This is a genomic window from Tolypothrix sp. FACHB-123 (assembly GCF_014697075.1).
Classification (GTDB): domain Bacteria; phylum Cyanobacteriota; class Cyanobacteriia; order Cyanobacteriales; family Nostocaceae; genus Aulosira.
This window is the reverse complement of sequence record NZ_JACJRE010000014.1, coordinates 54,524-78,763: the sequence shown is the minus strand read 5'-3', so window position 1 is coordinate 78,763 and position 24,240 is coordinate 54,524. Positions and strand designations below refer to the sequence as shown.

Here is a 24,240-nt window from a genome sequence, read left to right as displayed (position 1 = left end):
GAGGCTGAAAAAATCAGCCTATGACTGCTCATTCAGTGATTTTTTAGGAGTTGACATTGGATGAAGCCTGCTTTTGCCAAAGGCGATCGCGAATAATTTTTAATTGCTCCTGAGTACTAATGGGGCTACGCGGTGATGGTAGTTCTGTATTCGGCCAAGTAGGTAAACTATTACAGGGACAGTATAAAGCAGGCATTCCCAGATTGCGCATAGCTATTGGCATGTTGCAACGACTACAAGGAAGCATTTCCCATGCAGGCGTCAGTAATTCGCCTATAGTTTCATCAGTTCCTTCTAAATTACACTCACTTGCCTGAGCGTAAATTTCCTGCCAACAGTTTTCAAATTCTGGACTATAGCGATCGCCTTGTAGCACTGGCTGTGGCAACAGATATGCCCTACCATTGCCTACGAACACTTTTTTGCCTAACTGAAACCAGTAGGCTAAATATCTTTTAACGTCTTGTTCAGTTGCCATACTGTTAATTCTAGATTTAAGCTAGGAATTTTAGGTCATTAAATCTTGAATAAACCATTAAGAAGCTAGATACATCGGTCAATAGTTAGTTGTCAGTTGTTGTATCTTATCCTCCTCAACCACGTATAGGTGGTAATGGTGAACCAAGAGTGCTGAGATTTAAAACATAACCACCAGTAACTAAATATACAATATCGCAAACTATTCCCAATTGCCGGACTAAAGAACCGAGGCGATCGCGAAATAGCCGACCGCTAGGATAAGCGGGAACTAAACCCCAACCAACTTCCTCCGCAACAAATACCATATCTGCCGCAACCAGCTGTACAGTTTCTAACAATTCTGCTATGGTGTTGTCCCAACTAATTTCGTCTTCCTCTAAAAAATTAGCTACCCAAGTGCCCAAAGAATCAACTAGAAGGCAGGTGTTTGGTGTGGCTGCGGCTAAAGTCGCAGATAGTTCCATAGGTACACTCAGGGTTAACCAATCCTGGGGACGCCGATTTTGGTGTGCTTGAATGCGTTTTTGCCATTCTTCATCACCAGGATATTCTGCTGCTGTTGCCACATACACAACCGCCTTTTGTGACTGCATAGCGAGAGTTTCTGCCCATTCACTTTTACCAGATCTAGCTGGCCCTGTGACTAAGATAACTTTACCCAAAGCCCTGTCCTTACGCTGTCTAATTGATATGGGTTACAATGTCTAAACTTAATTTTTACCTTGCGGGATGAGATTGTTGGTTTTAAATATCTTTTAAGAGATAAAATTAGCACCAGCATCATTGATGCACAATTGGCATAAGCCAAAAATCCCAACAACCCCATTCTGAATTATTTAACACTACTGGGGACAGCAAATTTCAGGATATTTTTATGAAAGCAGGCTGGAAACGTATTGAGGCAACTCTACACGATTTAGGGACTAAAACTGCCGCCGACAATGCTGAAGCAGGGGCTTCGCCAAAGCGGCCTTTCTCCTTTAGAATCAGCGTTGGGGCAACGGAATCTCAAGATAGTGATGCAACTCCATCATCAGAGGAGCTAAATACACAAGGAGCAACAATCGATTTAAGTGCAGATCCCCAGGGTAATTTTTCTGACGCTGAGCAAGTATTTTCTCACCATCAGGGGGTACAGGCTTTTACGACACAAGAAACTGGTGGTAAAACACCTAGCCTACCTAAATTTAAAACCCCTACCTTTAGTAACCACCGTCACGCAGCCAATCCAGGATTGGCAATGAACCTGCTCAAGGAAATTGAAGAACAGGTTGTAGGATGGGAGAAAGAACTCAAAAGCATCCTCAAGCAAATTCAAGACGTTTATTTAGAAGGGCCGATTGTCAATGGTTGGTTAGAATCCAATCCCAAGGAAACAGAACAGGGAGGAAAAGCCACCTTACGCCATGCAGAAGTCGATCGCCTCATGGATTATGTAGAAGAAATTTGTGCCACAAATGCCAAGTTATCTCAATCAGCCCGGACAGGTTATCGCCTTTGTGGTGTAGATGATGCCGGTAAAGTTTGGACACGTCCCTGTCCTCCAGATCAAGTGGCAACTGTAAGTATGGCGATCGCGCGTTACCAGAAGTTGCGCCAACTGTTAGGGCGCAAGCAATACCTGGAAACCCGCCTGGGACAACTAGCTGAAACTCTGGTGATTTTACACAGTCATATTCAACAAACTTGAAGTTCTCAAGATTATTTCCGAAGAAACTCGGTTGGTGAGTCTGTAATTTTTGGGATAGATTAGCAGGCATTAGGTAAATATTTAATCTTGTCAGTTGTCAGTGGTCAGTGGTCAATAGCAAAGATGTTTTTAAGCTGTCTATCACAAGACAGAGTATTAAACTTTTTGCCAAACAACTGATCAGTAACAAATGACAATTAATATATGTTCGCGTAGCCTCCCCTAGGGAAGCGCAATCAAAACCACATCCACAATTGCTACCTATGCCAGCTATTCAAATCTCTGCCATTATTTGCACTCACAATCGAGACACCTATTTAGGTGCAGCAATTGATAGTCTGTTGGCGCAGGATTTTGCAGCTGAGTTTGAAGTGGTGGTAGTAGACAATGGATCGTGCGATCGCACTTGTGAAGTTGTAGCCCAAAGAGCCAGCAATCCCCGTCTCAAATATGTCTTTGAACCAATTTTAGGCTTATCTGTAGCCCGTAACACCGGCGCAAAAGTTGCTAGTGGGGAAATTCTCGCCTATCTAGATGATGATGCAGTGGCGAGCGATCGCTGGTTGGAAGTTTTGTATCATGCCTACGAAAATAACCCAAAATTAGCGATCGCTGGTGGTAAAGTTACCCTTTTATGGCCGCAAAACATTCTCCAACCACAATGGTTATCTCCTGGATTAGCTGCTAACTTGGGTGCATACGATTTAGGGGACAACACAATTTATATTCATCAGCCTGGTTTAACTCCTAGAGGCTTAAATTATTCGCTCCGCCGTTCTTTTTTAACAGAGATTGGCGGTTTTGATCCCCATCTTGGCAGAGTGGGGAAAAATTTATTATCAAATGAAGAACTACAAATGACAGAATACGCCCTCCAAAAAGGATGGCAAGTCGCTTATCTTCCAGAGGCGCTAGTAGCTCATAATGTTGCACCAGAACGTTTAAATCGTGCTTGGTTTCTTAAACGAGGTTGGTGGCAAGGTATTAGCGAATGTTATCGCGAACAAGTTACTGGTAAAGCAGGTATCAGCCAATTACAATGGGGTAGCGAAAGATTTATCAGGGGTTTATATAAGGCATTACAACATTTCTTAGATCCAGCAGAACGCTTTGACAAACTTGTTTATGCCTATGGTCAAATTGGTTATTTAAATGCTGCTATTCAAGGAATGTTATCTAAATTTATTGCAGAATATAGGAAACAGAAGCCAGGAGATAGAAGGAAAATTACGGAAATTTAGACACCTCAGTAATTCAAGTTACTTCAACTTCAATTCTGCTTGGTGTTTTATTTTTTCTCCTATATTTTAAAACAACTAATCTTGCTTCTGGTTACGGTATAAATACTTCTGCTATCTGCATTTATTCATAAAAAATCTATAGAAAATTTTGTATGTCATCTAAAATTCCAGTTTCTGTTTTAATTCCTGCCAAAAATGAAGAAGCAAATTTACCTGCTTGTCTAACTAGTCTTCAGTTGGCTGATGAAATTTTTGTAGTTGATTCCCAAAGTCAAGATAATAGTATCGCTATTGCTGAAAGTTTTGATGCTCATATCGTGCAATTCAAATTTAATGGTAGCTGGCCGAAGAAGAAAAACTGGTCTTTGGAAAATCTACCTTTTCGTAATGAATGGGTGTTAATTGTCGATTGCGATGAACGAATTACGCCCGAATTGTGGCAAGAGATTTCTCAAGTAATTAAAAATGATGAATACACTGGTTATTATCTCAACCGCCGTGTATTCTTCTTAGGTAAATGGATTCGTCACGGTGGCAAATATCCTGATTGGAATCTGCGTTTATTTAAGCATAAACAAGGTCGTTACGAAAATCTCCATACAGAAGACATTCCCAACACTGGTGACAACGAAGTTCACGAACATGTAGTTTTACAGGGAAAAGTCGGTTATCTCAAAAACGATATGCTGCATGAAGATTTCCGCGACCTTTACCACTGGTTAGAAAGACATAATCGTTATTCCAATTGGGAAGCTCGTGTTTATTATAATCTGCTCACTAATAGAGATGAAGGTGGAACTATTGGTGCAAATCTCTTTGGTGATGCTGTACAACGCAAACGCTTTTTAAAAAAATTATGGGTACGTTTGCCATTTAAACCTTTATTAAGATTCATTTTATTCTACATTATTCAGCGGGGTTTTTTAGATGGCAAAGCTGGATATATTTATGGACGCCTCTTAAGTCAATATGAATATCAAATAAGCGTAAAACTCTACGAATTACGTGATTATGGCGGTACGTTAAATACGGAAAAATCTCAACCTTTACCATCATCTTTAACACCAGAAATTGAGCAAACTGCCACTTAAGGGGCGAGGAATAAGTGCAGGGAGACAAGAAACCAACACAGAAAACTGACTAATGACTAATGACAAACCTTTTGTAGATTTACGCAAGTACGATCAATCGTGGTTTGATCGTGGGCGGCCGAGTTGGTATATTTTACTGTGGTGGTTTGTGCAGGCGATCGCTTTTCCTCTGACTCCCCAACCATTAAATAATCTCCGTTGTGTATTACTACGGCTGTTTGGGGCACAGATTGGCAAAGGCGTATTTATCCGCCCTACAGCCCGTTTCACCTATCCCTGGAAAATTTCTCTTGGCGATTATAGTTGGATTGGTGATGATGTAGTTTTATATAGTCTCGATCGCATTTCTATCGGTCAACACTGCGTAATTTCCCATAAATCTTATCTTTGTACTGGTAGCCATGATATCCATGACCCTGCGTTTGGGTTGAAAACAGCTAGCATTACTATCGGTAATGGAGTATGGATAGCGGCGGATTGTTTTGTCGGGCCAGGAGTAGAAATTGGCGCGAATGCTGTAATTGGCGCTCGTAGCAGTGTTTTTAGTAATATGCCATCAGGGCAAGTTTGTCTCGGTAGCCCCTGTCGCCCTCAATACTCAAGATTACCAGAATCTTCTGATTAGGCTGCATGTCCTTCTTAATTCTGTAGTCAGGACTTTAGCCCTCAAAATTAGGGAAATCCAAAAAATAAATTATTCCAAATTGTCGGGAAGGGGTGGGATTACCTCGCCCCGATGAGTTATGGGTTTGGTAATCTTTAGGAGAACTTTATTCAATTTTGAGGTTAAAGGGTAAGCGTGCGTAAACCCCTTGGGGATCGTTCATCTTTTGCAGAGTTGCTAATTCCTGTTGCAGTTTATGAAATTCAGCCGTCAGGGGATTTGATGGCTTGATTTGTGTGGCTTTCATTCCTAAAACACTTTTTGTTTCTTCAGTAGATATGCCAAAAAAGCGTTCTTCAAAACTGCTGTTTTGAGGATATTCTTTAATTTGCCAATCTTTTCCTAGCTTGGCTTGTTTAGCAGCATATTCTATAGCAGTGTTCAAACCACCAATTTCATCAACTAAACCAATTGCTTTGGCGGCTGTACCCGACCAAACTCTACCTTGGGCAATTTCTGCTACTTTTGATTCTGGCAGTTTCCGGCCTTGGGAAACTTTATTAAGAAATAGATTGTAAATTCTGTTGACGCTGCGTTGGTAAATTGCTAACTCTTGGGGCGATTTGGGGCGAGATACGGTTTGAACGTCAGCATAGGTTGCAGTTTTCACGGAATCCCAAGTAATACCGTTGTCATTGGCTAACTTTTGTCCGTTAAAGAGTAAGCCAAATACACCAATGGAACCTGTAATTGTGTTGGGTTCAGCAAAAATTCGGTTGGAGTCGCTAGCAATCCAATAACCACCAGATGCAGCCATGTCTCCCATTGAGACAACGACTGGTTTAACCTGACGAGTGAGTTTGACTTCCCGCTGCATAACTTCGGCGGCTGTGGCGCTACCGCCAGGACTGTTAACGCGCAAAATTACGGCTTTAACATCATCATCTTGCCTTAATTTGTTGAAGATTTTAGCAAAGCGATCGCCGCCAATTTCCCCATCGCCACCTTTACCATCAACAATTTCGCCTTCGGCATAAACTACAGCAATTTCATTTTTCGATTTGCGTCCTAGCCCGACAGATTTTGCAGGCACTTGGGCATATTGATTTATACTAATTTGCCGGAAGGTTTTATCATCTTTATCGCTAGAGGTTAACTTTTTCAGGTCGTTAACCACCTCATCAACATAAGCTACCCGGTCTACCAAACCCCTAGATTTAGCTGCCGATGCTTCTAATATTGCTTGATTATCTGCGATCGCTTGTAATTTTTGTGGGGCAATTTTCCGACTTCCACCGACTGCATTGCGCCACTCTGACCAAACATCGTTTAATAATCTCTGTGTTTGTTCGCGGTTCTCTGGACTCAATTTGGTCAAGATAAACGGTTCGACTGCACCTTTAAATTTGCCCACGCGCACAACCTGAACGCCAACACCAAACTTTTCTAACGCACCTGCAAGAAACATCGGTTGCGAACTTAAACCGTTGACTTCCATCATTCCCAGCGGATTCAATACAACCGTATCTGCTACTGAACTGAGATAATATTCGCGTTCGCCCCAGTCTTTACCATAGGCGATAACTTTTTTACCTGCCGCCCGGAATTTCTCTAGTGCTTGGCGGATTTCTTTTAAGGATGCATAACCGGCGCTATTAGTTGCGTCGGTGCGCGTCGCATCCAAGTAGATACCCACAATTCGCGGATCGCGCTGCGCCTTTTCTACAGTCTCCAGAACTTGACGCAGTCCCATTCTATTTTCTTCTACACCTGATAGCGCTCTTTGAAATATAGGATCGGCATTGGGTTCGCCATCGGTGATGTTCATTGATAAGTCAAAAACTACTACAGACTTATCTTTTACCTCCGGCCCGGAATCGCTAGAACTAGCTGCGGCAAACAATATTAATAATAGTCCAGTGGCACTGATGCCACTAAAAATAATCAGTCCGAGTAAGCTGCCAACTAAGCTGGCAAAGGTTTGTTGGAGAAAATTACGCATTTCAGTTAATAATTAATAGTTAATAGTTAATTAACAAAAGTTTTATTTTTTTGATAGTTACAGATAATTTTTCATTCTTTATTCCCTAACAGCTAAAAGCCATTATTTATTTAGAAATATATGTCTAACTGACAAACTTTATGCTGTTTGTTAAACAACTTATCACTATTGTAGGCGTTTTGATACTTTGATGCCGTAACTGTTTCGATTGGTGTTAGGACTAAAAGTCCATAACGCACTCAACAAAACTTGTCGCTGATTTTGGACTCTGTACAGCAGTTGAGTAGCCGGAGTGTGCCCTCTGCCTTCCATCTTCTATAATTTATAAATCCTGCACAACTAAATTCTAGGCATGAAACTGTGACCGAAACTGGAAGCTACAAAGATACTGTAAATCTACCTAAAACTAATTTTGATATGCGGGCAAATGCACTCAAGCGTGAGCCGGAAATCCAAAAGTTTTGGGAAGACAATAAAATTTACGATCGCCTCAGTGAAAATAACCCCGGCGAATTATTTATACTACATGATGGGCCTCCCTACGCAAACGGCTCGTTACATACTGGTCATGCCTTAAATAAAATTCTCAAAGATATTATTAACCGTTACCAACTGCTACGGGGGCGGAAGGTGCGTTATGTGCCTGGTTGGGACTGCCACGGCTTGCCAATTGAACTGAAAGTTTTGCAGAATATGAAATCCGCAGAACGGCAAAACCTCACGCCGTTACAACTGCGGCAAAAAGCCAAGGAATTTGCCCTGACTACAGTAGATGCGCAACGCCAAAGTTTTAAACGTTATGGTGTTTGGGGAAATTGGGAAGATCCTTATTTAACCTTGAAGCCGGAATACGAAGCGGCGCAAATTGGCGTATTCGGGCAGATGGTGTTAAAAGGTTACATTTATCGCGGCTTGAAGCCAGTACATTGGAGTCCTAGCTCCAAGACGGCTTTGGCGGAAGCGGAATTAGAATATCCTGAAGGTCATACTTCTCGCAGTATCTATGCAGCTTTCCCTGTCACCAGTCTTTCTGAATCTGCTCAACCATTGCTAGGAGAATATTTACCAGATTTGGGTGTGGCTGTGTGGACAACTACACCTTGGACAATTCCCGGTAACTTGGCGGTAGCGGTAAATGCTGACTTGAATTATGCTGTGGTGGAGGTTTCACGCCCAGATGCAGAAACTCAAAGTAATTTTAAATACCTAATTGTCGCGGCTGATTTGGTGGAACGGTTAACGGCGACTTTGGGCGTTGATTTAACAGTAAAATCCACATTTAAAGGGCAAGAATTAGAACATATTACTTACCGTCATCCCTTATATGACCGGGAAAGCCCAGTTGTGATTGGCGGCGATTATATTACCACTGAGTCCGGTACTGGGTTGGTACACACTGCCCCAGGTCACGGTCAAGAAGACTACATTGTCGGTCAGCGTTATGGTTTGCCGATTCTCGCGCCAGTGGATGATAACGGTAACTTTACCCAAGAAGCGGGAGAGTTTGCTGGGTTAAATGTGCTGGGTGATGGAAATCAGGCGGTAATTGATGCCTTATCTGGGGCTGGTTCCTTACTCAAGGAAGAACCTTATCAGCACAAATATCCTTACGACTGGCGGACGAAAAAACCGACGATTTTCCGCGCGACGGAACAGTGGTTTGCTTCGGTGGAAGGATTTAGAGAAGAAGCACTAAAAGCGATCGCTTCTGTAAGATGGATTCCCGCCCAAGGTGAAAACCGCATCACGCCAATGGTGGCGGAACGTTCTGATTGGTGTATTTCGCGTCAGCGGGCTTGGGGCGTGCCCATTCCTGTATTTTACGATGAAGCTACCGGGGAACCCCTGCTAACAGAAGAAACTATCAACCACGTTCAAGCAATCATTGCTGAAAAGGGTTCTGATGCTTGGTGGGAATTGTCGATAGAGGAATTGTTACCCGAACAATACCGCAATAATGGCAAGTCTTACCGCCGAGGTACAGACACAATGGATGTGTGGTTTGATTCTGGTTCTTCTTGGGCGGCTGTGGCTAAACAGCGATCGCAATTAGGCTACCCTGTAGATATGTATCTGGAAGGTTCCGATCAACATCGCGGCTGGTTCCAGTCAAGTTTGCTTACCAGTGTGGCGGTGAATGATTGCGCACCTTACAAAACTGTTTTAACTCATGGCTTTGTTCTGGATGAACAAGGGCGAAAAATGAGTAAATCACTGGGGAATGTGGTAGACCCCCAAGTGATGATTGTTGGCGGTAAAGACCAGAAAAAAGAACCGCCATACGGTGCTGACGTATTGCGGTTGTGGGTTTCCTCTGTCGATTACACCTCCGATGTGCGTATCGGTAACAACATCATCAAGCAGCTAAATGATGTCAGGGGTAAAATTCGCAATACTGCGCGGTTCTTGTTGGGTAGCTTGCATGATTTTGACCCCGAAAAAGATGCAGTACCTTTCGCCCAATTACCAGAACTCGATCGCTATATGCTGCATCGGATGACAGAAGTATTTCAGGAAGTTACAGAAGCCTTTGACAGCTTCCAATTCTTCCGCTTTTTTCAAACAGTGCAAAACTTCTGCGTCGTGGATTTATCCAACTTTTATCTCGATGCTGCCAAAGATAGACTGTACATCAGCACCCCTGATGGTTTCCGCCGTCGCAGTTGTCAAACAGTGCTGAAGATAGCTTTAGAGAATTTAGCACGAGCGATCGCTCCTGTGTTGTGTCACACAGCTGAAGATATTTGGCAACATCTCCCTTACAAAACACCATATAAATCGGTGTTTGAAGCTGGTTGGGTACAATTAGCAGCAGAATGGCAAAATCCTGCCATTGCCGAATTCTGGCAACAAATCCGCCAACTGCGTACTGAGGTAAATAAGGTATTAGAACAAGCCAGAATTGAAAAGTTAATCGGTTCTTCCTTAGAAGCCAAAGTTCTGCTATATATCAATGACGAGAATTTACGCGCTTCTGTAAAAGTACTGAACCCAGTCAAAGGTAACGGTATCGATGAACTCCGCTATTTGTTCATCACCTCCCAAGTGGAAGTATTAGACACACCCGCAGCCTTAGAAGGATTGAAATATAACCTACAATCAGATACTTGGGCTATTGGTGTAGTCAATGCCGATGGCGAAAAATGCGATCGCTGTTGGAATTATTCAGTTCATGTAGGAGAATCAAAAGAACATCCTCTATTGTGCGAAAGGTGTGTTGATGCCTTAGCAGGTGAATTTTAAGTCTGAGGGATAGTTATTTTCTAACAAAGTCTGAACGGAGGAAACCTCTGTTCAGACTTTGTGCTTTATTGGCTGTGTAATTGATTATTTATCCTTTTTCTTGCTCATTCAATACTCAGAGGTTGTTTTAAAAGTGATTGGCTATGATTTAAATAATTTTTCATTTCCCTAACTCCCTGAAACAGGGGAATCTCACAAAATTTACTACATCGCCCAAGACTTTTAAAACATCCTCTCAGTCCAAGAAGCAGAAAAGAAATAATAAATCATTCTTTATACCCCATGCCCAATGCCCCATGCCCCATGCCCCATACCCAATTCTAATTGGAGAAAATTATGGAAACTAAAGATAAAATCCTTAAAGGCCACAAACGCCAAATTCGACTTTCACGTTGGCTTGCCAAAGTTGGTTATAACAGTCCCATTGGCAAGTTCCTCCGCTTGATTATGTATTATCAGGATGGCTTTATCTTACTCAAAGCCTGGAGAGACTTTCTTAATATCCGCCGGGAAAATATTGGCGACAAATACTTTGCAGTAGATCACGCAATTATGCACGCTTCTCACTCTTTGGTCAGAGATTTGATGCATGTCGAGCCACAATTGCGGGGTAATGATTTAGGGATTATTAGAATTTACGCTTCTAGCTACATGCTCAATAACCCCTTGAGCTTAGGAATGAATGGTAACGAACATACAGGAGTGCGTGCTGTCTTCTTACAAGCATTACCAGATCCATATGCACAAGCAGAATTGTTAGGACAATTAGTTGATCAATCCCTAGCAAAAGCAGCTAGAAAAAATCAATTACATATTGGCAATGATTTGCCAAAAATGATGGTGGATATTTTGCACCAACTTGTTTTTCAGATTTCTTTATCTGAGGAAGAAATCACTGCTTCAAACGCTTATATTAAAGGGTTGGTTCTTTCATCCTTACCAACTTTTGTTAGCAAGTATCTTCTATTTTCTAAAACAGGGCCAAATATTCGCCATCGTCAGCGATTAATTGAGCGATATAAACAATCTCCCAAATGGGCATTATATATGCAAATTGCTGCCCAATATCGGCTGAACGAACACCAAATTGCTAACAGCTTATTTGATATGATTCATATCGCTGGTACTGCGGGAACCAGTGCGCTGTTAGGTTCTGTAATTGGTATTCTTTGCTTGAATGATACCTTAAGAGATGAAGTATTAACAGAGATTAATCGTGTTTGGGATGGACAGAATAGTCCTAGCGGCTACGCTTTAGAACAGTCAACACTCATTCATAAAGTAATTTTTGAAACCTCTCGTCTTTATCCCCCAGTGCGATTTGTGAGTCAACTCACCACAGACAAAGGCACAGTAGAAATTGGTGGAAAACAATGTCCATTCCAAAAAGGTACTCGCTTGCTCGGTTCTATCTTTAGTGCTAATCGCGATGCTAACAGATATCAAAATCCAGATAATTTTGACGTAACGCGAGATTTCTCTGATATTTTATCTTGGAACGGCGAAGGACATGAACGAGCTTGTCCGGGTAAATCCTTATCTATTGGCATCATTCAAATGTTCTGTTTCTATTTGTTGAAAAATTATCAATGGAACTCAATTACAGAAGTAAATTGGGATTTTGAAAAAGTCACTGCTGTGACTCCTAATAATTTAATCCTACAAGGCTTTACCCATCAATAGCGAGGAAATAACTTTCTTGCATAAACCTTCTACCAATTCTCTATAAACTTGCACTTAATAAATGCTTCTTTTTTCTTGGCGTACTTGGCGTACTTGGTGAAGCAGTCCGTTCTTGGGGGTTTCCCCCATGAGGAACTGCTGAACCCGAAGGGCGGTTAATTAAATAAATATTTAGTGCATTATAGCGAATTGGTATTAGTATTTTCAAGGTGAAGCAGAACATCTCGCCCATGAATTCTTCAGTTATCTCTTCCTCTATCTTCTCTGCGCCTCTGCGGTTAAATAAAGAAATTTTCAACCACAGAAACGCAGAGAACACAGAGAGGAAAAATAAATTTTATCGCTCACCTTGATAAGGCTAATTCTCAAACCCACATCCTATTTTATACACGGGAAAGAACTAATGATTAAACCTATCGAAAAAAAGCAACTCAACAATATTGCTACTTGGATGATTCCGACTGTAGAAACAAAATTACCCGCAATTCTTCAGGGTGTATTCTTCATGGATGGCAATCCTTTACCTGATGATTGCATCACATTTTACAACGTAGAATGGGACACCCAAGACTTGAGCTTATTTCTTCCTGTGTTTGCTCCCTTACAGTGGACTTTTCATAATTCCTTTGCTGGTTGGCTATTACTAATTGGTGCGCAAATATCTCGATTTAGCTACAAAGTTCAATTTGAAGATGAAACTTTGCAGCGATCGCAAATCATTGCTTATGCTTTTGGCTTAAAAATTCCCAACTGGATCTTAAATTTTACAATGATCAAAGACGAGAATTCTCCCAATGGTGAGATTTGGTATCGTAAAAATACTTTTTTCGGCAGATTCTCCGGGTTGGGAGATTATACACTGCGTAAAGTTGTCGATGCCGATGGTAAATATACGCCCGCCTTCTCCGACATGCTTAGTAAAGTGAATAATGAATGTTTGGTAATTGTCAATAACTCATGACTCCTATGAAGTCCGTCCAATTAAAAAAATAACCAATCACTATGCAGGCAGAGGGGTAGGGGGTAGAGGAGGTAACTAAATACTCAATACCCTATGCCCAATGCCCAATAGCAAAATATAGCACCATCAAAGAATAAAAGCGATCGCACTTTTAACTCGCCCAAATATCACGCCATTTAACTGTACCTTTATCAGCTAAAATCCAGCGACGGCTTACGAGATTTTCACGCACAGCTGGTTGATTTTGTCGCCAGAGAGCATATTTATAAGATATTGCTTTACCTGCGCTTTCATTAAAGGGTATTTCGCCAAACCAAGTATTTTCATTGATATATTCTAAGGCGTAGGCTTTGCTAATATCCCAATTGCCTAATTCTGGACAATCGCCTGTAACTACAACAGTATCACCAGGTTGAGTTCTCAAACCATTTACCTGTGCCCTGACAATTGTTTTGCCTTTAACTCGCTCGCCTAAATAACTAAGTACAATTAATTCTTGATAATGTAGCTTTAAACCAAAAATTTTGCCATTTTTAACTTCAATTCGCCGTTGAGTGACTATACAGTTGTATTCGCCATCTTCTAATTCTGTATTGTCTACGTTAATAGTAACTGTGTCTCCTTTATTCATCGCGACAAAGCAACGATAATCTCGATAGCTGCGGAGATAACAATAGATATTATCTGTAATATATTTCTGTTTTTGGCTCCCCAAAGAAACGGCAGGATTTAAGCGGCGTAATTTAGATAATAATTGAACATCTTGATAAAGTTGAGTATCTGTATCCCATTTCTCCATAATTGGACGATTATAAGGATCATTACCACCATTAATATTATTGTAGAGATATTGCTCTGTTCCATAATAAATACAAGGAATACCGCGACTAGTCATAATTAACGCCATTGCTAACCGCAGCTGTTGCGGATTGGGGTTTAAGCTTTGAAAGCGCGGCATGTCATGATTATCAATAAAGGTAATCAATTCTGTTGCGGTATTGTAAAGATAATCAAGATTGAATATATCTTGAACTAAATGAAATCCTCCGGGTGCATTGTAGGCTAAAGCTTGGCGAATTCCTTCACATAAGCCAAAGTCTAAAATTGACATTCCCGACTCATTGGCAAATTTAACAGAACTTTGCTTTTTGGGATTGCTAAAACCCCATTCGCCAAAAATAAATACAGATGGTTTATGAGTTTGAATATCGCTATTAAATTCTTGCCAAAACCAAATAGGCATGTGCTTTACTGTGTCAACTCGTAAAGCATCTACTCCTTTATCTAACCATTGTTTAATTGCAGTTTTAATATAATTTCGGTAATCAGGATTACTTTCATTAAAAGTTGCTAATCCTGACATTTCGTAATAAAGCAATTGGTATTCATCTTCCCAATCGGTAATTTCTGGATTATGGTGATACCAATTATTTATATCATTATAGTAATCGGCAATTAATACGCCATCTTCGTAAAGTTTACCTTTTTCGCCGTTAACATCGGGGCTGCTGTGATTGCATACAATATCTAAAATTAATTTCATACCACGCTCATGTAAGCCGGCAATTAATTTGTCTAAGGTGCTACTTTTAAATAAAGAATTTTCTTCATGAGGTGCTAAAAAACGGGGATTAATCCGTTTAAAATCTTTTGTCCAGTAGCCATGCATGGCAGCATTATCAAACTGTAATGCTTCTACTTGCTCAAATAAAGGAGAAATCCAAATAGCTGTAATACCCAGGTTTTTCAGATAATCTAGTTTGTCAATAATTCCTTGTAAATCTCCACCCCAATATTTACCCCATTTTTGTTTTGTGGGGTCATAAAGTTCTGGATGAGCACCTGCATTGTTGCTCGGATCTCCATCAAAAAAACGGTCTACAATGATGAAGTAAATAGTTTCTTGGCGAAATTCTATGGCTCTGGTAAAGAGAAACTCAAAATCTGAAACTGTTTCTGATGCAACTGTGTCTGTATGAAATCCAGCAGCAGCTTTAGTAGCTTGAGCTTCAATCTCAGAAGGGGATGAAGGAATTTGCACCATAATTTTCTTAAAAAAGCTAAAGGTTTGGTGTGATATTGTTTTCTCTAACTCAAACAAATTTTACATGGCGGTGCGTGTTTTTAGCTAGCTATAAGTAAAGTAGAGGGCACAGCAGATCTTAACTAACCTGGAACCTGGGACAATCAATTTAGGAAAGGGCTATGTAAAAATTCATTGGGCAATAAGATGTGTTCCTTCCGCTGCCCGTACAATAAATCCAGAGTAAATCTTTAAGTTTTTATTTCCTAGTAGAATGTCCCAAGTTTTGGAACAATCGATTCAAATTAATGCTCCAGCTACGGTGGTAGAGCATTGTATTACTGATTTAGGGCTGATGCATCAATGGCTGAATCCAGTTTTACGGTGCGAAGCTGTGGGTAAAGTCTGGAGTACAGATGTAGGTAGCCAAAGTCGGTTTATTATTCAAATTCCGGTGATTCAACCGACATTGAACACTGTGGTTGTAGAACGTCAACCAGGTTTAGTGGTTTGGGGTTTTAAAGGATTTTTTCAAGGACGCGATCGCTGGGAATGTCAACCCATCTCTGGGGGAACAAAGTTATTAAACCGTTTTGAGTTCGATATTCCTAACCCCTTAGTAAGTTGGGGTTTTAATACTTTTGCTGCATCTTGGACAAAACAAGATATGCAAGCTCAACTCTACCGTCTCAAGCGAGTGGCGGAAGGATTGGATAATCGTTAATTGTCAGTTGTCAGTTGTCAGTTGTCAGTTGTCAGTTGTCAGTTATTAGTTGTTTGTAGGGGCGGGTTTATTTAGATCATCGTTAATCGGCGAAGATATCCGTGAACCCGCCCGTACATTTGTCAGTTGTCAGTTGTTAGTAGGGGCGGGTTTATGAAAGATCATCGTTGATCGGCGAAGATATCCGTGAACCCGCCCGTACATTTGTCAGTTGTCAGTTGTTAGTAGGGGCGGGTTTATGAAAGATCGTTATGGATATTTGAGGATCTCTGTAAACCCGCCCGTACAGTCATCAGTCATCAGTCATCAGTCATTGTGTTTTTTCATCTTCCCAATTCAGTTAGTAAGCGGCGAATAGCGATGGAGTCTTCTGCATCAGGGACTTTGGTGAGGTAGGTTTGCAGATCGTCGGCGGCTTGGGGGTAGTGGCCGAGTTGATAGTAAATCAGGCCGCGATCGCGTAGTTCTACACTGATACCAGGAAATAATAGTAAAATTCTTTCTACGGTAGCTAGGCTTTTTTCTAGCTCTTGTTTTTTCAGATAAATAAATTTTAAGTTGGTCAGCATTCTGGCTAAAAATTGCCGATTGCTGACTGGAGCTAAAAATTCTGGTTGTAGCTGTACGGGTTGTTGAAACATTTGTGAGAGTCTTTCTTCGCAATCTTGGGCGAATAAAACTTCACCTTGATGAAAAGCATCAACAAAAATTTCCATTTCGGCAATATCGGGACGGATGAGGAAATGTCCCGGCATTCCTATGCCTACCATTGGGAAATCAATTTGGCGGGCAATTTCTATATAAACTAGAGCTAAGGTAATGGGAATCCCTAATCGGCGGTCAATAACATCATTTAAAAAGCTATTACGCGGATCGTAGTAGTCTACTTTATTGCCAGTAAATCCTAAGTCAGCATACAAATATTGATTGATACTTTGAATTATCCGCAGGGGGTAGGATGTTTCCGGCAAGCGTTCTTGTAGTTCTGCTGCCATTGTGTCGAAGGCGTTGAGATATTCTTCGGGATCGAGGTGAGGATATTCTTCCTGTGCAATATATAAAGCTGCTTTTACCAGGTTGATATGCTCGTCAGGCTGCTGAATCTCCTGATAAAAATATTGTCGCGCTGACGAAAAATTCATAAGCGATCGCTCGGTCGAGGTGTAAGGATGAAGCGAGCCAACTGGTAACAGTTGGTGTAACTACTTTTATTTTAAAACATCACAAGACTACTAATACAAATTTGAAAAATCGGGTGACAGATTGTCGGGGCTAGGGGAAAGAGATTTTCATGTTTGGTTGTGTGATTTTCTCGTGATTAGCTGACTTGAAAAAGCAGGCGAGCAGGGAGCAGGGAGCAGGGAGCAAGGGGGATGAATCAATTTTTCATTTGTTTTGCTGTACGCAGTTCATGACGGCTAGTTAATAAGAAAAACGGCAATTAAGAATGAATAATACTTTAAGAAAATAGAAGTACGTTAATGATGCAGGAGCGTTAGGCAGAGGGCAAAATATAATTTCTCCCTTCTGCCTACTGCCTACTAGCCTCTGCCTTTCTTCGGTCAATTAATAGTTAAAAGTTGCTCAATCATTGCTGTGAGTTGTTTGAGTTTAATTGGTTTAGCCACATATTCATTAGCGCCAGCGGCGATACATCTTTCGCGATCGCCAAGCATGGCCATTGCTGTTAAGGCTACGATGGGGATGGTGGCTAGTTCCTGAGTTTTACGAATTTGTTTAATTGCAACCAATCCATCCACAAGCGGCATTTGGATATCCATAATAATTAAGTCGGGATGATGGCTATAGGTGAGGTCGATTGCTTCTTGGCCATTCTTTGCCATGAGGACACGATAGCCTTTGGCTTCTAGGTAGCTAGAGATGGTGTTGATATTAGCTTCGTTATCTTCAGCTAACAGAATCAGGGGGGAATTGGTGGTTGTGGGTGCAGTGATGATTTCTGGTGGCGCGATCGCTATTGAGTTTGGCGCTAGGTCGAGAAATGGCGATAAGCTAAATGTTGAACTTGGCTGAAGTTGACAAGCAGAGTCAGGCAAGCATACAGTAAAGCAACTTCCTTGACCGAGTTCGCTACGTAGGCTGACATAGCCACCATGCATTTCGGTGATTCGCTTCACCAGGACTAACCCCAGTCCAGTACCTTCGTATTTGCGGTTGAGGCTGCTGTCGATTTGCACAAAGGGTTGAAAGAGTCTGGCTTGATCGGCGGGAGCAATGCCAATACCTGTATCACTGACAGAAAAGAGAATCCAGGTCATATTATCTGCCACTTCCCCAAAATTTTGCACCTTCACATGCAAACTCACCCGACCACCATTAGGGGTAAATTTAATTGCATTGGACAATAAGTTGATTAATACTTGCTGGATGCGCCGCTCATCAACCGCGATTTCTTTGGCGAATGTTGGTAAGCTCAGATGGAGATGAATCTGTTTTTTGAATGCCTGTTGTTTAACAAAGTCTAAGCTGGTTTTGCAAAGCTGTGCCACGGAAACTTGCGTAATTTGTAATTCCAACTTATTGGCTTCAATTTTCGAGAGTTCTAAAATATCGTTAATTAAAGATAAAAGATGCTGACCGCTGCGTTCAATGGTGGCGATCGCTTGTTGCTGTTGGTCGTTTAACTGACCAAATATCATATCTAGTAAACTTTCTGACATGCCGAGAACTGCGTTGAGGGGGGTACGCAATTCGTGGCTCATGTTAGCAAGAAATTCGTCTTTCAGGCGGGTAGCGCGAAGTAGTTCGGCATTTGTCCGTTCCAAAGTCTGTTCGTATTCTTTTTGGCTGCGGATATCACGCATAATGGTGGAGAAAAATTCTACTTCTCCTTGGGGCGATTTATGGGAAAGTAGCAGTTGAGAAACGGGAATTTCTTGCCCTTGGGCATCTAATAAGATGTTTTCTCCCAGCCAGCTACCGTTAGCGATCGCAATGGGTACAGCTTCCTGTTCTAGCAATTCCACCCCTTTTTGGGGATGGTAATCACTTGGTTTTTGCTGGGTAATTTCTGCATCATCCAGTCCTCGCAGCAGTTTCAGGGCTGTATTGTTCCAGATGGCATTACCAGTGATATCGGCTATGAGAATGTAATCAGTTGAGGCTTCTAGTAAGGCAATCAGGCGATTTTGCGAAGCTTCTAAGCGTTTGCGATCGCTAATATCCTGAGCTGTACCGATAATTTGCTGGACTTTGCCATCAGCATCGCGGCTGAAGATGGTATCCCAACTGTAAAGCCAACGCCATTCGCCATTGGCATGTTGCATCCGATATTCAAATTCCATAATTTCCCCATCCGCCAACATTTTCATCTGTTCTCGTTGGTCAATTAGTCGAGGTAAATCATCGGGATGAAACAAGTCTGTCAGCAAATTACTTCCCATTGCCTGAACAGCTTCAACGCTATAACCGAGAATTGAAGTAATTGCCCGATTGCCATAAAGATTACGCTGTGCTTGCAGGTCGTAAAGATAAAGCATATTGGGCGATGCATCGGCAATTTGTTGAATAAAACGCTGACTTTCTTGCAATGCTAATTCGGCTTGTTTGCGATCGCTAATATCAGCAGCGTAGCCAACAATTTCTATAGGGTTACCCTGGCGATCGCAAACTAAACGCAGTTCATTACGCAACCAAATATAATGTCCGGCTGTGTGTAAAAAGCGGTATTCATGAGTATGATGGCCTTGCTCAAACAGTTGAGACATACCTTCTAGTACACGCGATACATCCCCTAGGTGAATGCGATCGCGCCAGAAACTAGAATGGGAGAAGAACTCTGCTGAAGTATAACCAGTTACATCAACGCTATTCTCGCTGATAAAAGTAATACTATAAGGCTCCTCAGTTCTACAGGTAAAAATCACTGCCGGACTTGAGGCTAGTAAGAATTGCAATCTTTCTTTGAGTAGTTGATTTTCCTGTTCAGCGAGTTTGCGATCGGTAATATCCTGGGCTGCACCAATAATTTGTAATACTTTTCCTTCCTCATCGCGGCAAAAAACCGCATCCCGACTATAAAGCCAGCGCCAATTACCATCGGCATGTCTCATGCGATATTCCAATTCAATGATTTCTCCATCCGCAGCGGTGTTCAATCTTGCCAATCGACTGGGTAGTTGGCTGAAATCATCGGGGTGTAACAAGATGGTAAACATATTCTCTCCCATTGCTTGCACAGCCTCAGGGTTATAGCCGAGAATTGAGGTAATCTCTCGGTTTACGTAAATATTGCTCTGTGTTTGCAGGTCGCAAAGATAGAGCATATTGGGTGATGCATCGGCAATTTGTTGAATAAAACGCTGACTTTCTTCCAGAGCTAGTTCAGTTTGTTTGCGATCGCTAATATCGGCAAAGTAGCCAATAAATTCAATGGGCGTTCCTTGCTGATTCCTGACTACACGCAGTTCCGCCCGTAACCAGATATAGTGACCTTGCTGATGGCGGAATCTATATTCATGAATATGCAATCCTGATGACAACAATGGAGATTGAGCCAGTAACCTAAGTATATCTTCTGGGTGAACGCGATCAATCCAGAAGCGAGATTCAGCTAAGAATTCTGCTGGGGTGTAGCCTGTGACGTTGTAGAGATTGTCACTGATAAAGGTAGCACCATAATCGCCCTCAGGTTGACAGGTAAAAATTACGGCTGGGCTAGCAGAGAGTAAAAACTGTAACCTTTCTTCCAATTGTTGATTTTCTTGCTCGGCAATTTTGCGAGCGGTGATATCTGTTAAGGTGCCAATATAGCCAATGATTTGTCCATTAGCATCAACTTCTGGGGCAACTTGGACGTAGAACCAATTAATACTGCCATCTGGACGTAAATGTCTACCCTCACCTTGATCAATCGTATGATTGCCAACAAGTGATTGGGTAACGTTTTTAGTCCATTCAACGAGGCGTTGCTCTCGATCCTCTGGATGCAAAGCTTCAATCCATCCCTTACCCAAAGCAGATTCTTTGGGTCTACCAGTCATTTGGCTCCAGCGATCGTTAACATAAACGCAGTTTAAAGGCTCATCAAATCGGAAAATAGCAACGGGAGCAGCGGCGGCTAAGGTAGCATAACGGCGTTGGCTTTCCCGCAGTGCTGCTTCTGCTAACTTGCGCTGGGTGATGTCGGTTTCTGAACCGGTCATGCGAATGACTTGTCCAGATTCATCGCGCAATGCTTGACCGCGATCCAGCACCCACATATAACTGCCATCTTGACATTGAGTGCGATACTCTGCTTCAAAAAATTCGGTTTTCCTGGCAAAGTGGTCATCAATAGCAGCCATGACGCGATCGCAATCTTCTGGATGTATGCGGCTTAAACACTCATTTGGGGAATCGGCAATTTCATCGTCACTGAAGCCACGCATCTGCTTCCAACGCTGAGAATAGAAAATTTTGTTTGTCTGGAGATCCCAATCCCATATGCCATCATTGGTTCCCCTGAGGACTAATTGCCAACGTTCTTCACTAGCTTGTAAGGCAGCTGTGCGCTCGGCAACTCGGTTTTCTAATTCTTGATTTAATTGCTGTAAACTTTGGGTAGCTAAATGGCGTTCAATGGCAATACTAGCAATATTGGCTGCTTGGGTAACAGTTTCGCGTTCGCAACTATCAGGCGTGCGATTTTCTTGATAATAAACGCCAAATACACCTAGAAGTTGCCCATCACTACCAATAATAGCTAATGACCAGCAAGCTTTTAAGCCTTGTACTAAAGCTAAATCTCGGTAATCTTGCCAAAGTGGATCGGTAGCAATATCCGCAACAATCACAGTTTCTCGACGAAAAGCGGCTGTTCCACAAGAACCAACTCCTTCACCAATGGAAACGCCATTCATTTGTTGCATGTAGCTTGCTGGTAATTGGGTACTTATCCCAAAATTTAATTTGCCGTTGCCATCGTGCAGCATGATAGTACATATGACATTATCTAGCTGCATTTCGATAGTTTGCAGTAAATCGTGCAAAATCTCTGTTAATGGTTCGGCTTTAGCAATGCGTTCGAGAATAGCATTTTGTGCTTGTAGTTGTTGGTAAGCTGTGGCTTGCTGAATCGCGATCGCTAATTGTACAGAAATCTCATGCAGTAAGGTTAATTCTCCTGGTTGCCAATGGCGATAGTCAGCACATTGATGTCCTACCAACAAACCCCACAATTTGTCTGTGACTAAAATTGGTACTACCAAGTTAGCTTTAACTTGATATTGCTCTAATAAAGCAAGGTAACAAGCGGCATAACCATAGTTATAAATGTTATCAATGGCCAGGGTTTTACCTTGGCGATATAACTCTGCTACTTCTTGACGAAAACAAGGATCGTGAATGCTAACTGCTTTTAAGGCTTGCCAATTTCCAGTTACAGACTCAGCGACAATTGTGCCATTCCAATCAGGTTGGAACTGATAAACTAACAAGCGATCGCACTGCAAAAAATCTCTTAAGGCAGTTACCGCATTATCTAAGACTTCATCGAGATTGAGAGAAGCGCGAATCTGATTAGCAATTTGCATCAGTAATTGTTCCCTAGCTACCTGCTCTTGAATTTTGCAGGTACGCTCTTGGACTAACCGCTCTACCAAAGCAGAAATTGTCACTGGGTTAAACACACTCAAGACTAAGCTTTGGGTGACAATGCCTAATAATTCACCGTCATGGCGGGTAACAATTACCTGATTAATTTGTCGCTGTTGCATTAATTGCCATACTTCCCCAAGAAAAGTATCTCCAGCGACAGCATTTACTTCTCTACTCATCAGCCTTTGGGCTGTAAATGTCGATAAATCAGGCTCTATACCTAATAAATCCACGATATCCCGTTCTGTAACAATGCCAACGGGAATTACTTTTGCATCAGTACAATCGACAATGACTACCGAACTGACTCCATGATTGGTCATTAACTGCGACAATTCAGGTATAGTTGCCGTAGGTGATGCTTGCACAACAGCTTGACCCATAACATCAGCTGTTGTCAGTAAATTCAAGAGGTCAAAGAAGCGCAACAGTTGACGTAAACTATCATGGGTCAGTAGTCCTACTACCTGACCTTGGTCATTAATTAAAGGTAAATGACGAATAAGATAGTGCTGAAATAGGCTGAGGGGAACAAAGATATCGGTAAAGTTGGTGATTGGCAAAGTTTGCACTGGAGAAGACATAACTTCCGCGATCGCTATTTCTGCTAAATTTTGCCCAAATCCAGTTAAGTGCAGCAAATTTTTTGCAGTAACAATACCTACTAACTTTGTATTTTCCAAGACTAGTACACAACTGTGTTGCGCCTGGAATAGCAGCGAGTTAGATGTAAAATTGTTTTCACCTGTGCAATTATTTGTTGTACTACCTGCATTCATCAGAGCGATCGCATCGACTACACTAGCATCAGGCGCGATCGTCAAAGGGTCGTTAATAATCGCCGTTGCCAATTCAGCAGGAAGCCGTAAATTTGCAGGGGTAAACATAGGCGAAAGCACAAGATTGAAAGCGCGTCAGGCTGTAATCCAAAGTAAAGCAGATAAGCAGTTATTGCAATGCCAAATATTGTATCTTGTGACTCTTTAAGTGTAGAGCTTTCACGCTTAAACATTAACAACGTTTAGTGGAAAATTTATCTATTTTGCCGGGAAGAATTCAGATGCAACGAAGTAAAACTTGGCATGGGAGAGACAGTTTAATTTAATTAAACCAGTTAGGCGATCGCACTAACTTCAACACAGACGACAATAAGGCTTTAAGGGACTTCCAAATGAAAAAATATTCCAATCATTACAGCAGTTTTCACCTATTTGAACCACATCTGTGGTAGGGGCACGGCACCAGTAAAATTATTGTGTGTACCAAAAGATTGTCAATGCCGTGCCCCTACAGCGTGGTCTATTTACCTGAAAATAGCTGTAACTTACCAAACCCGCAACTCGTAGGATACAGCTGGTGAATTAGGGGTAAGATCCCTCGCTTATCCCGAAATCCCGCCTTCACCCTATAAGGGTGCGGCTAACTGAACAAAGCCTGCTTCCGCAGGCTAAAGAAATTGAGGCTGCGGAGGCAGGCTTTGTAGCGTTAGCCCCAGGCTTATAGCCTGCGGGCGATGTGTCGGGCAAACGAGAAAAGTGTTTGGATTTTCCCGCCCCGACAATTTGGCATAATTGCTTTTTTGGAGTTTTCTAACATCAAATTTATATAGCAATCCGATTTGAGTTGCAAACAGGATTTTTTATAAAACCGCCTTCTCTGCGAGAGGCTTCTGCCAACACGTAGCATCTAGCAGAGAAGACGCCAAGGACGCGGAGGAAGAGAAAGCCGAGAATGTTTATAAATCATTTAGGATTGCTATATGTGATATTTTATCAAGAAAGGTAGAGGGCAGGAGGCAGAAGGGACGAGGCTGAGAGCTTTGTTTACTTTTCTTAACTTACTTAGATGAATTTTATTGTGGGGAAAAGGATAATTCTCTTAATATGTCAATTGATTGGCGA

At 41.8% G+C, this 24,240-nt stretch carries 15 protein-coding genes; 8 read left to right on the top strand and 7 right to left on the bottom strand.

The window, feature by feature from the left end; genetic code table 11:
* Positions 1-43: 43 nt before the first annotated feature.
* Together H6G41_RS12010 and cobU are read right to left on the bottom strand one after the other, a co-directional pair.
* Positions 44-478 (bottom strand): hypothetical protein, encoded by a 435-nt coding sequence (locus H6G41_RS12010; protein WP_190746422.1) that lies wholly within the window; start codon positions 476-478, stop codon positions 44-46.
* 115 nt (positions 479-593) lie between these two features.
* Entirely contained in the window at positions 594-1,142 is a 549-nt protein-coding gene (cobU, locus tag H6G41_RS12005) for a bifunctional adenosylcobinamide kinase/adenosylcobinamide-phosphate guanylyltransferase (RefSeq protein ID WP_190746421.1), read from the bottom strand.
* Positions 1,143-1,354: 212 nt separating this feature from the next.
* On the opposite strand from cobU, the gene H6G41_RS12000 reads away from it, so the two are divergent.
* The 4 genes from H6G41_RS12000 to hpsU all read left to right on the top strand — a co-directional run bounded on the left by H6G41_RS12000 (position 1,355) and on the right by hpsU (position 5,127).
* Positions 1,355-2,170, top strand: coding sequence for a hypothetical protein (locus H6G41_RS12000; RefSeq protein WP_190746420.1), 816 nt, complete (start codon positions 1,355-1,357; stop codon positions 2,168-2,170).
* A 263-nt stretch (positions 2,171-2,433) separates the two neighbouring features.
* Positions 2,434-3,411 carry a glycosyltransferase family 2 protein gene (locus tag H6G41_RS11995; RefSeq protein ID WP_190746419.1) on the top strand — a complete coding sequence of 326 codons (978 nt, stop codon included), beginning with the start codon at positions 2,434-2,436 and terminating at the stop codon, positions 3,409-3,411.
* 152 nt (positions 3,412-3,563) lie between these two features.
* Positions 3,564-4,502, top strand: a complete 939-nt coding sequence (locus tag H6G41_RS11990) for a glycosyltransferase family 2 protein (protein ID WP_190746418.1) — start codon at positions 3,564-3,566, stop codon at positions 4,500-4,502.
* 52 nt (positions 4,503-4,554) lie between these two features.
* Positions 4,555-5,127, top strand: a complete 573-nt coding sequence (hpsU, locus tag H6G41_RS11985; protein WP_190746417.1) for a hormogonium polysaccharide biosynthesis acetyltransferase HpsU — start codon at positions 4,555-4,557, stop codon at positions 5,125-5,127.
* Positions 5,128-5,272: 145 nt separating this feature from the next.
* On the opposite strand, the gene sppA is transcribed toward hpsU, so the two are convergent.
* Complete coding sequence (gene sppA, locus H6G41_RS11980; RefSeq protein ID WP_190746416.1) at positions 5,273-7,108, bottom strand: signal peptide peptidase SppA; 1,836 nt, start codon at positions 7,106-7,108, stop codon at positions 5,273-5,275.
* Positions 7,109-7,468: 360 nt separating this feature from the next.
* Here sppA and ileS point away from each other — a divergent pair, with 360 nt between their 5' ends.
* Together ileS and H6G41_RS11970 are read left to right on the top strand one after the other, a co-directional pair.
* Entirely contained in the window at positions 7,469-10,351 is a 2,883-nt protein-coding gene (ileS, locus tag H6G41_RS11975; RefSeq protein ID WP_190746415.1) for an isoleucine--tRNA ligase, read from the top strand.
* A 336-nt stretch (positions 10,352-10,687) separates the two neighbouring features.
* Complete coding sequence (locus H6G41_RS11970) at positions 10,688-12,034, top strand: cytochrome P450 (protein ID WP_190746414.1); 1,347 nt, start codon at positions 10,688-10,690, stop codon at positions 12,032-12,034.
* Between the two features lie 40 nt (positions 12,035-12,074).
* Here the strand turns inward: H6G41_RS11970 and H6G41_RS11965 are convergent, their stop codons facing one another.
* The gene (locus H6G41_RS11965; RefSeq protein ID WP_190746413.1) at positions 12,075-12,353 is read right to left on the bottom strand and encodes a hypothetical protein; all 279 of its coding nucleotides are present in this window, start codon (positions 12,351-12,353) and stop codon (positions 12,075-12,077) included.
* A gap of 84 nt (positions 12,354-12,437) precedes the next feature.
* Between H6G41_RS11965 and H6G41_RS11960 the strand changes: the two genes are divergently transcribed.
* The gene (locus H6G41_RS11960; RefSeq protein ID WP_190746412.1) at positions 12,438-12,995 is read left to right on the top strand and encodes a hypothetical protein; all 558 of its coding nucleotides are present in this window, start codon (positions 12,438-12,440) and stop codon (positions 12,993-12,995) included.
* A 151-nt stretch (positions 12,996-13,146) separates the two neighbouring features.
* Here the strand turns inward: H6G41_RS11960 and H6G41_RS11955 are convergent, their stop codons facing one another.
* On the bottom strand, positions 13,147-15,039 hold the full coding sequence (locus H6G41_RS11955) for an alpha-amylase family glycosyl hydrolase (protein WP_190746411.1): 1,893 nt from the start codon (positions 15,037-15,039) through the stop codon (positions 13,147-13,149).
* Positions 15,040-15,292: 253 nt separating this feature from the next.
* Here H6G41_RS11955 and H6G41_RS11950 point away from each other — a divergent pair, with 253 nt between their 5' ends.
* Positions 15,293-15,742 carry an SRPBCC family protein gene (locus tag H6G41_RS11950; protein ID WP_190746410.1) on the top strand — a complete coding sequence of 150 codons (450 nt, stop codon included), beginning with the start codon at positions 15,293-15,295 and terminating at the stop codon, positions 15,740-15,742.
* A gap of 323 nt (positions 15,743-16,065) precedes the next feature.
* Here H6G41_RS11950 and H6G41_RS11945 read toward each other — a convergent pair whose 3' ends face one another.
* Both H6G41_RS11945 and H6G41_RS11940 read right to left on the bottom strand, forming a co-directional pair.
* A complete protein-coding gene (locus H6G41_RS11945) occupies positions 16,066-16,884 on the bottom strand; it encodes a SirB1 family protein (protein WP_190746409.1) in 819 nt (272 codons plus the stop codon).
* Between the two features lie 420 nt (positions 16,885-17,304).
* Positions 17,305-23,226 carry a PAS domain-containing protein gene (locus H6G41_RS11940; protein WP_190746408.1) on the bottom strand — a complete coding sequence of 1,974 codons (5,922 nt, stop codon included), beginning with the start codon at positions 23,224-23,226 and terminating at the stop codon, positions 17,305-17,307.
* Between the last annotated feature and the right edge of the window lie 1,014 nt (positions 23,227-24,240).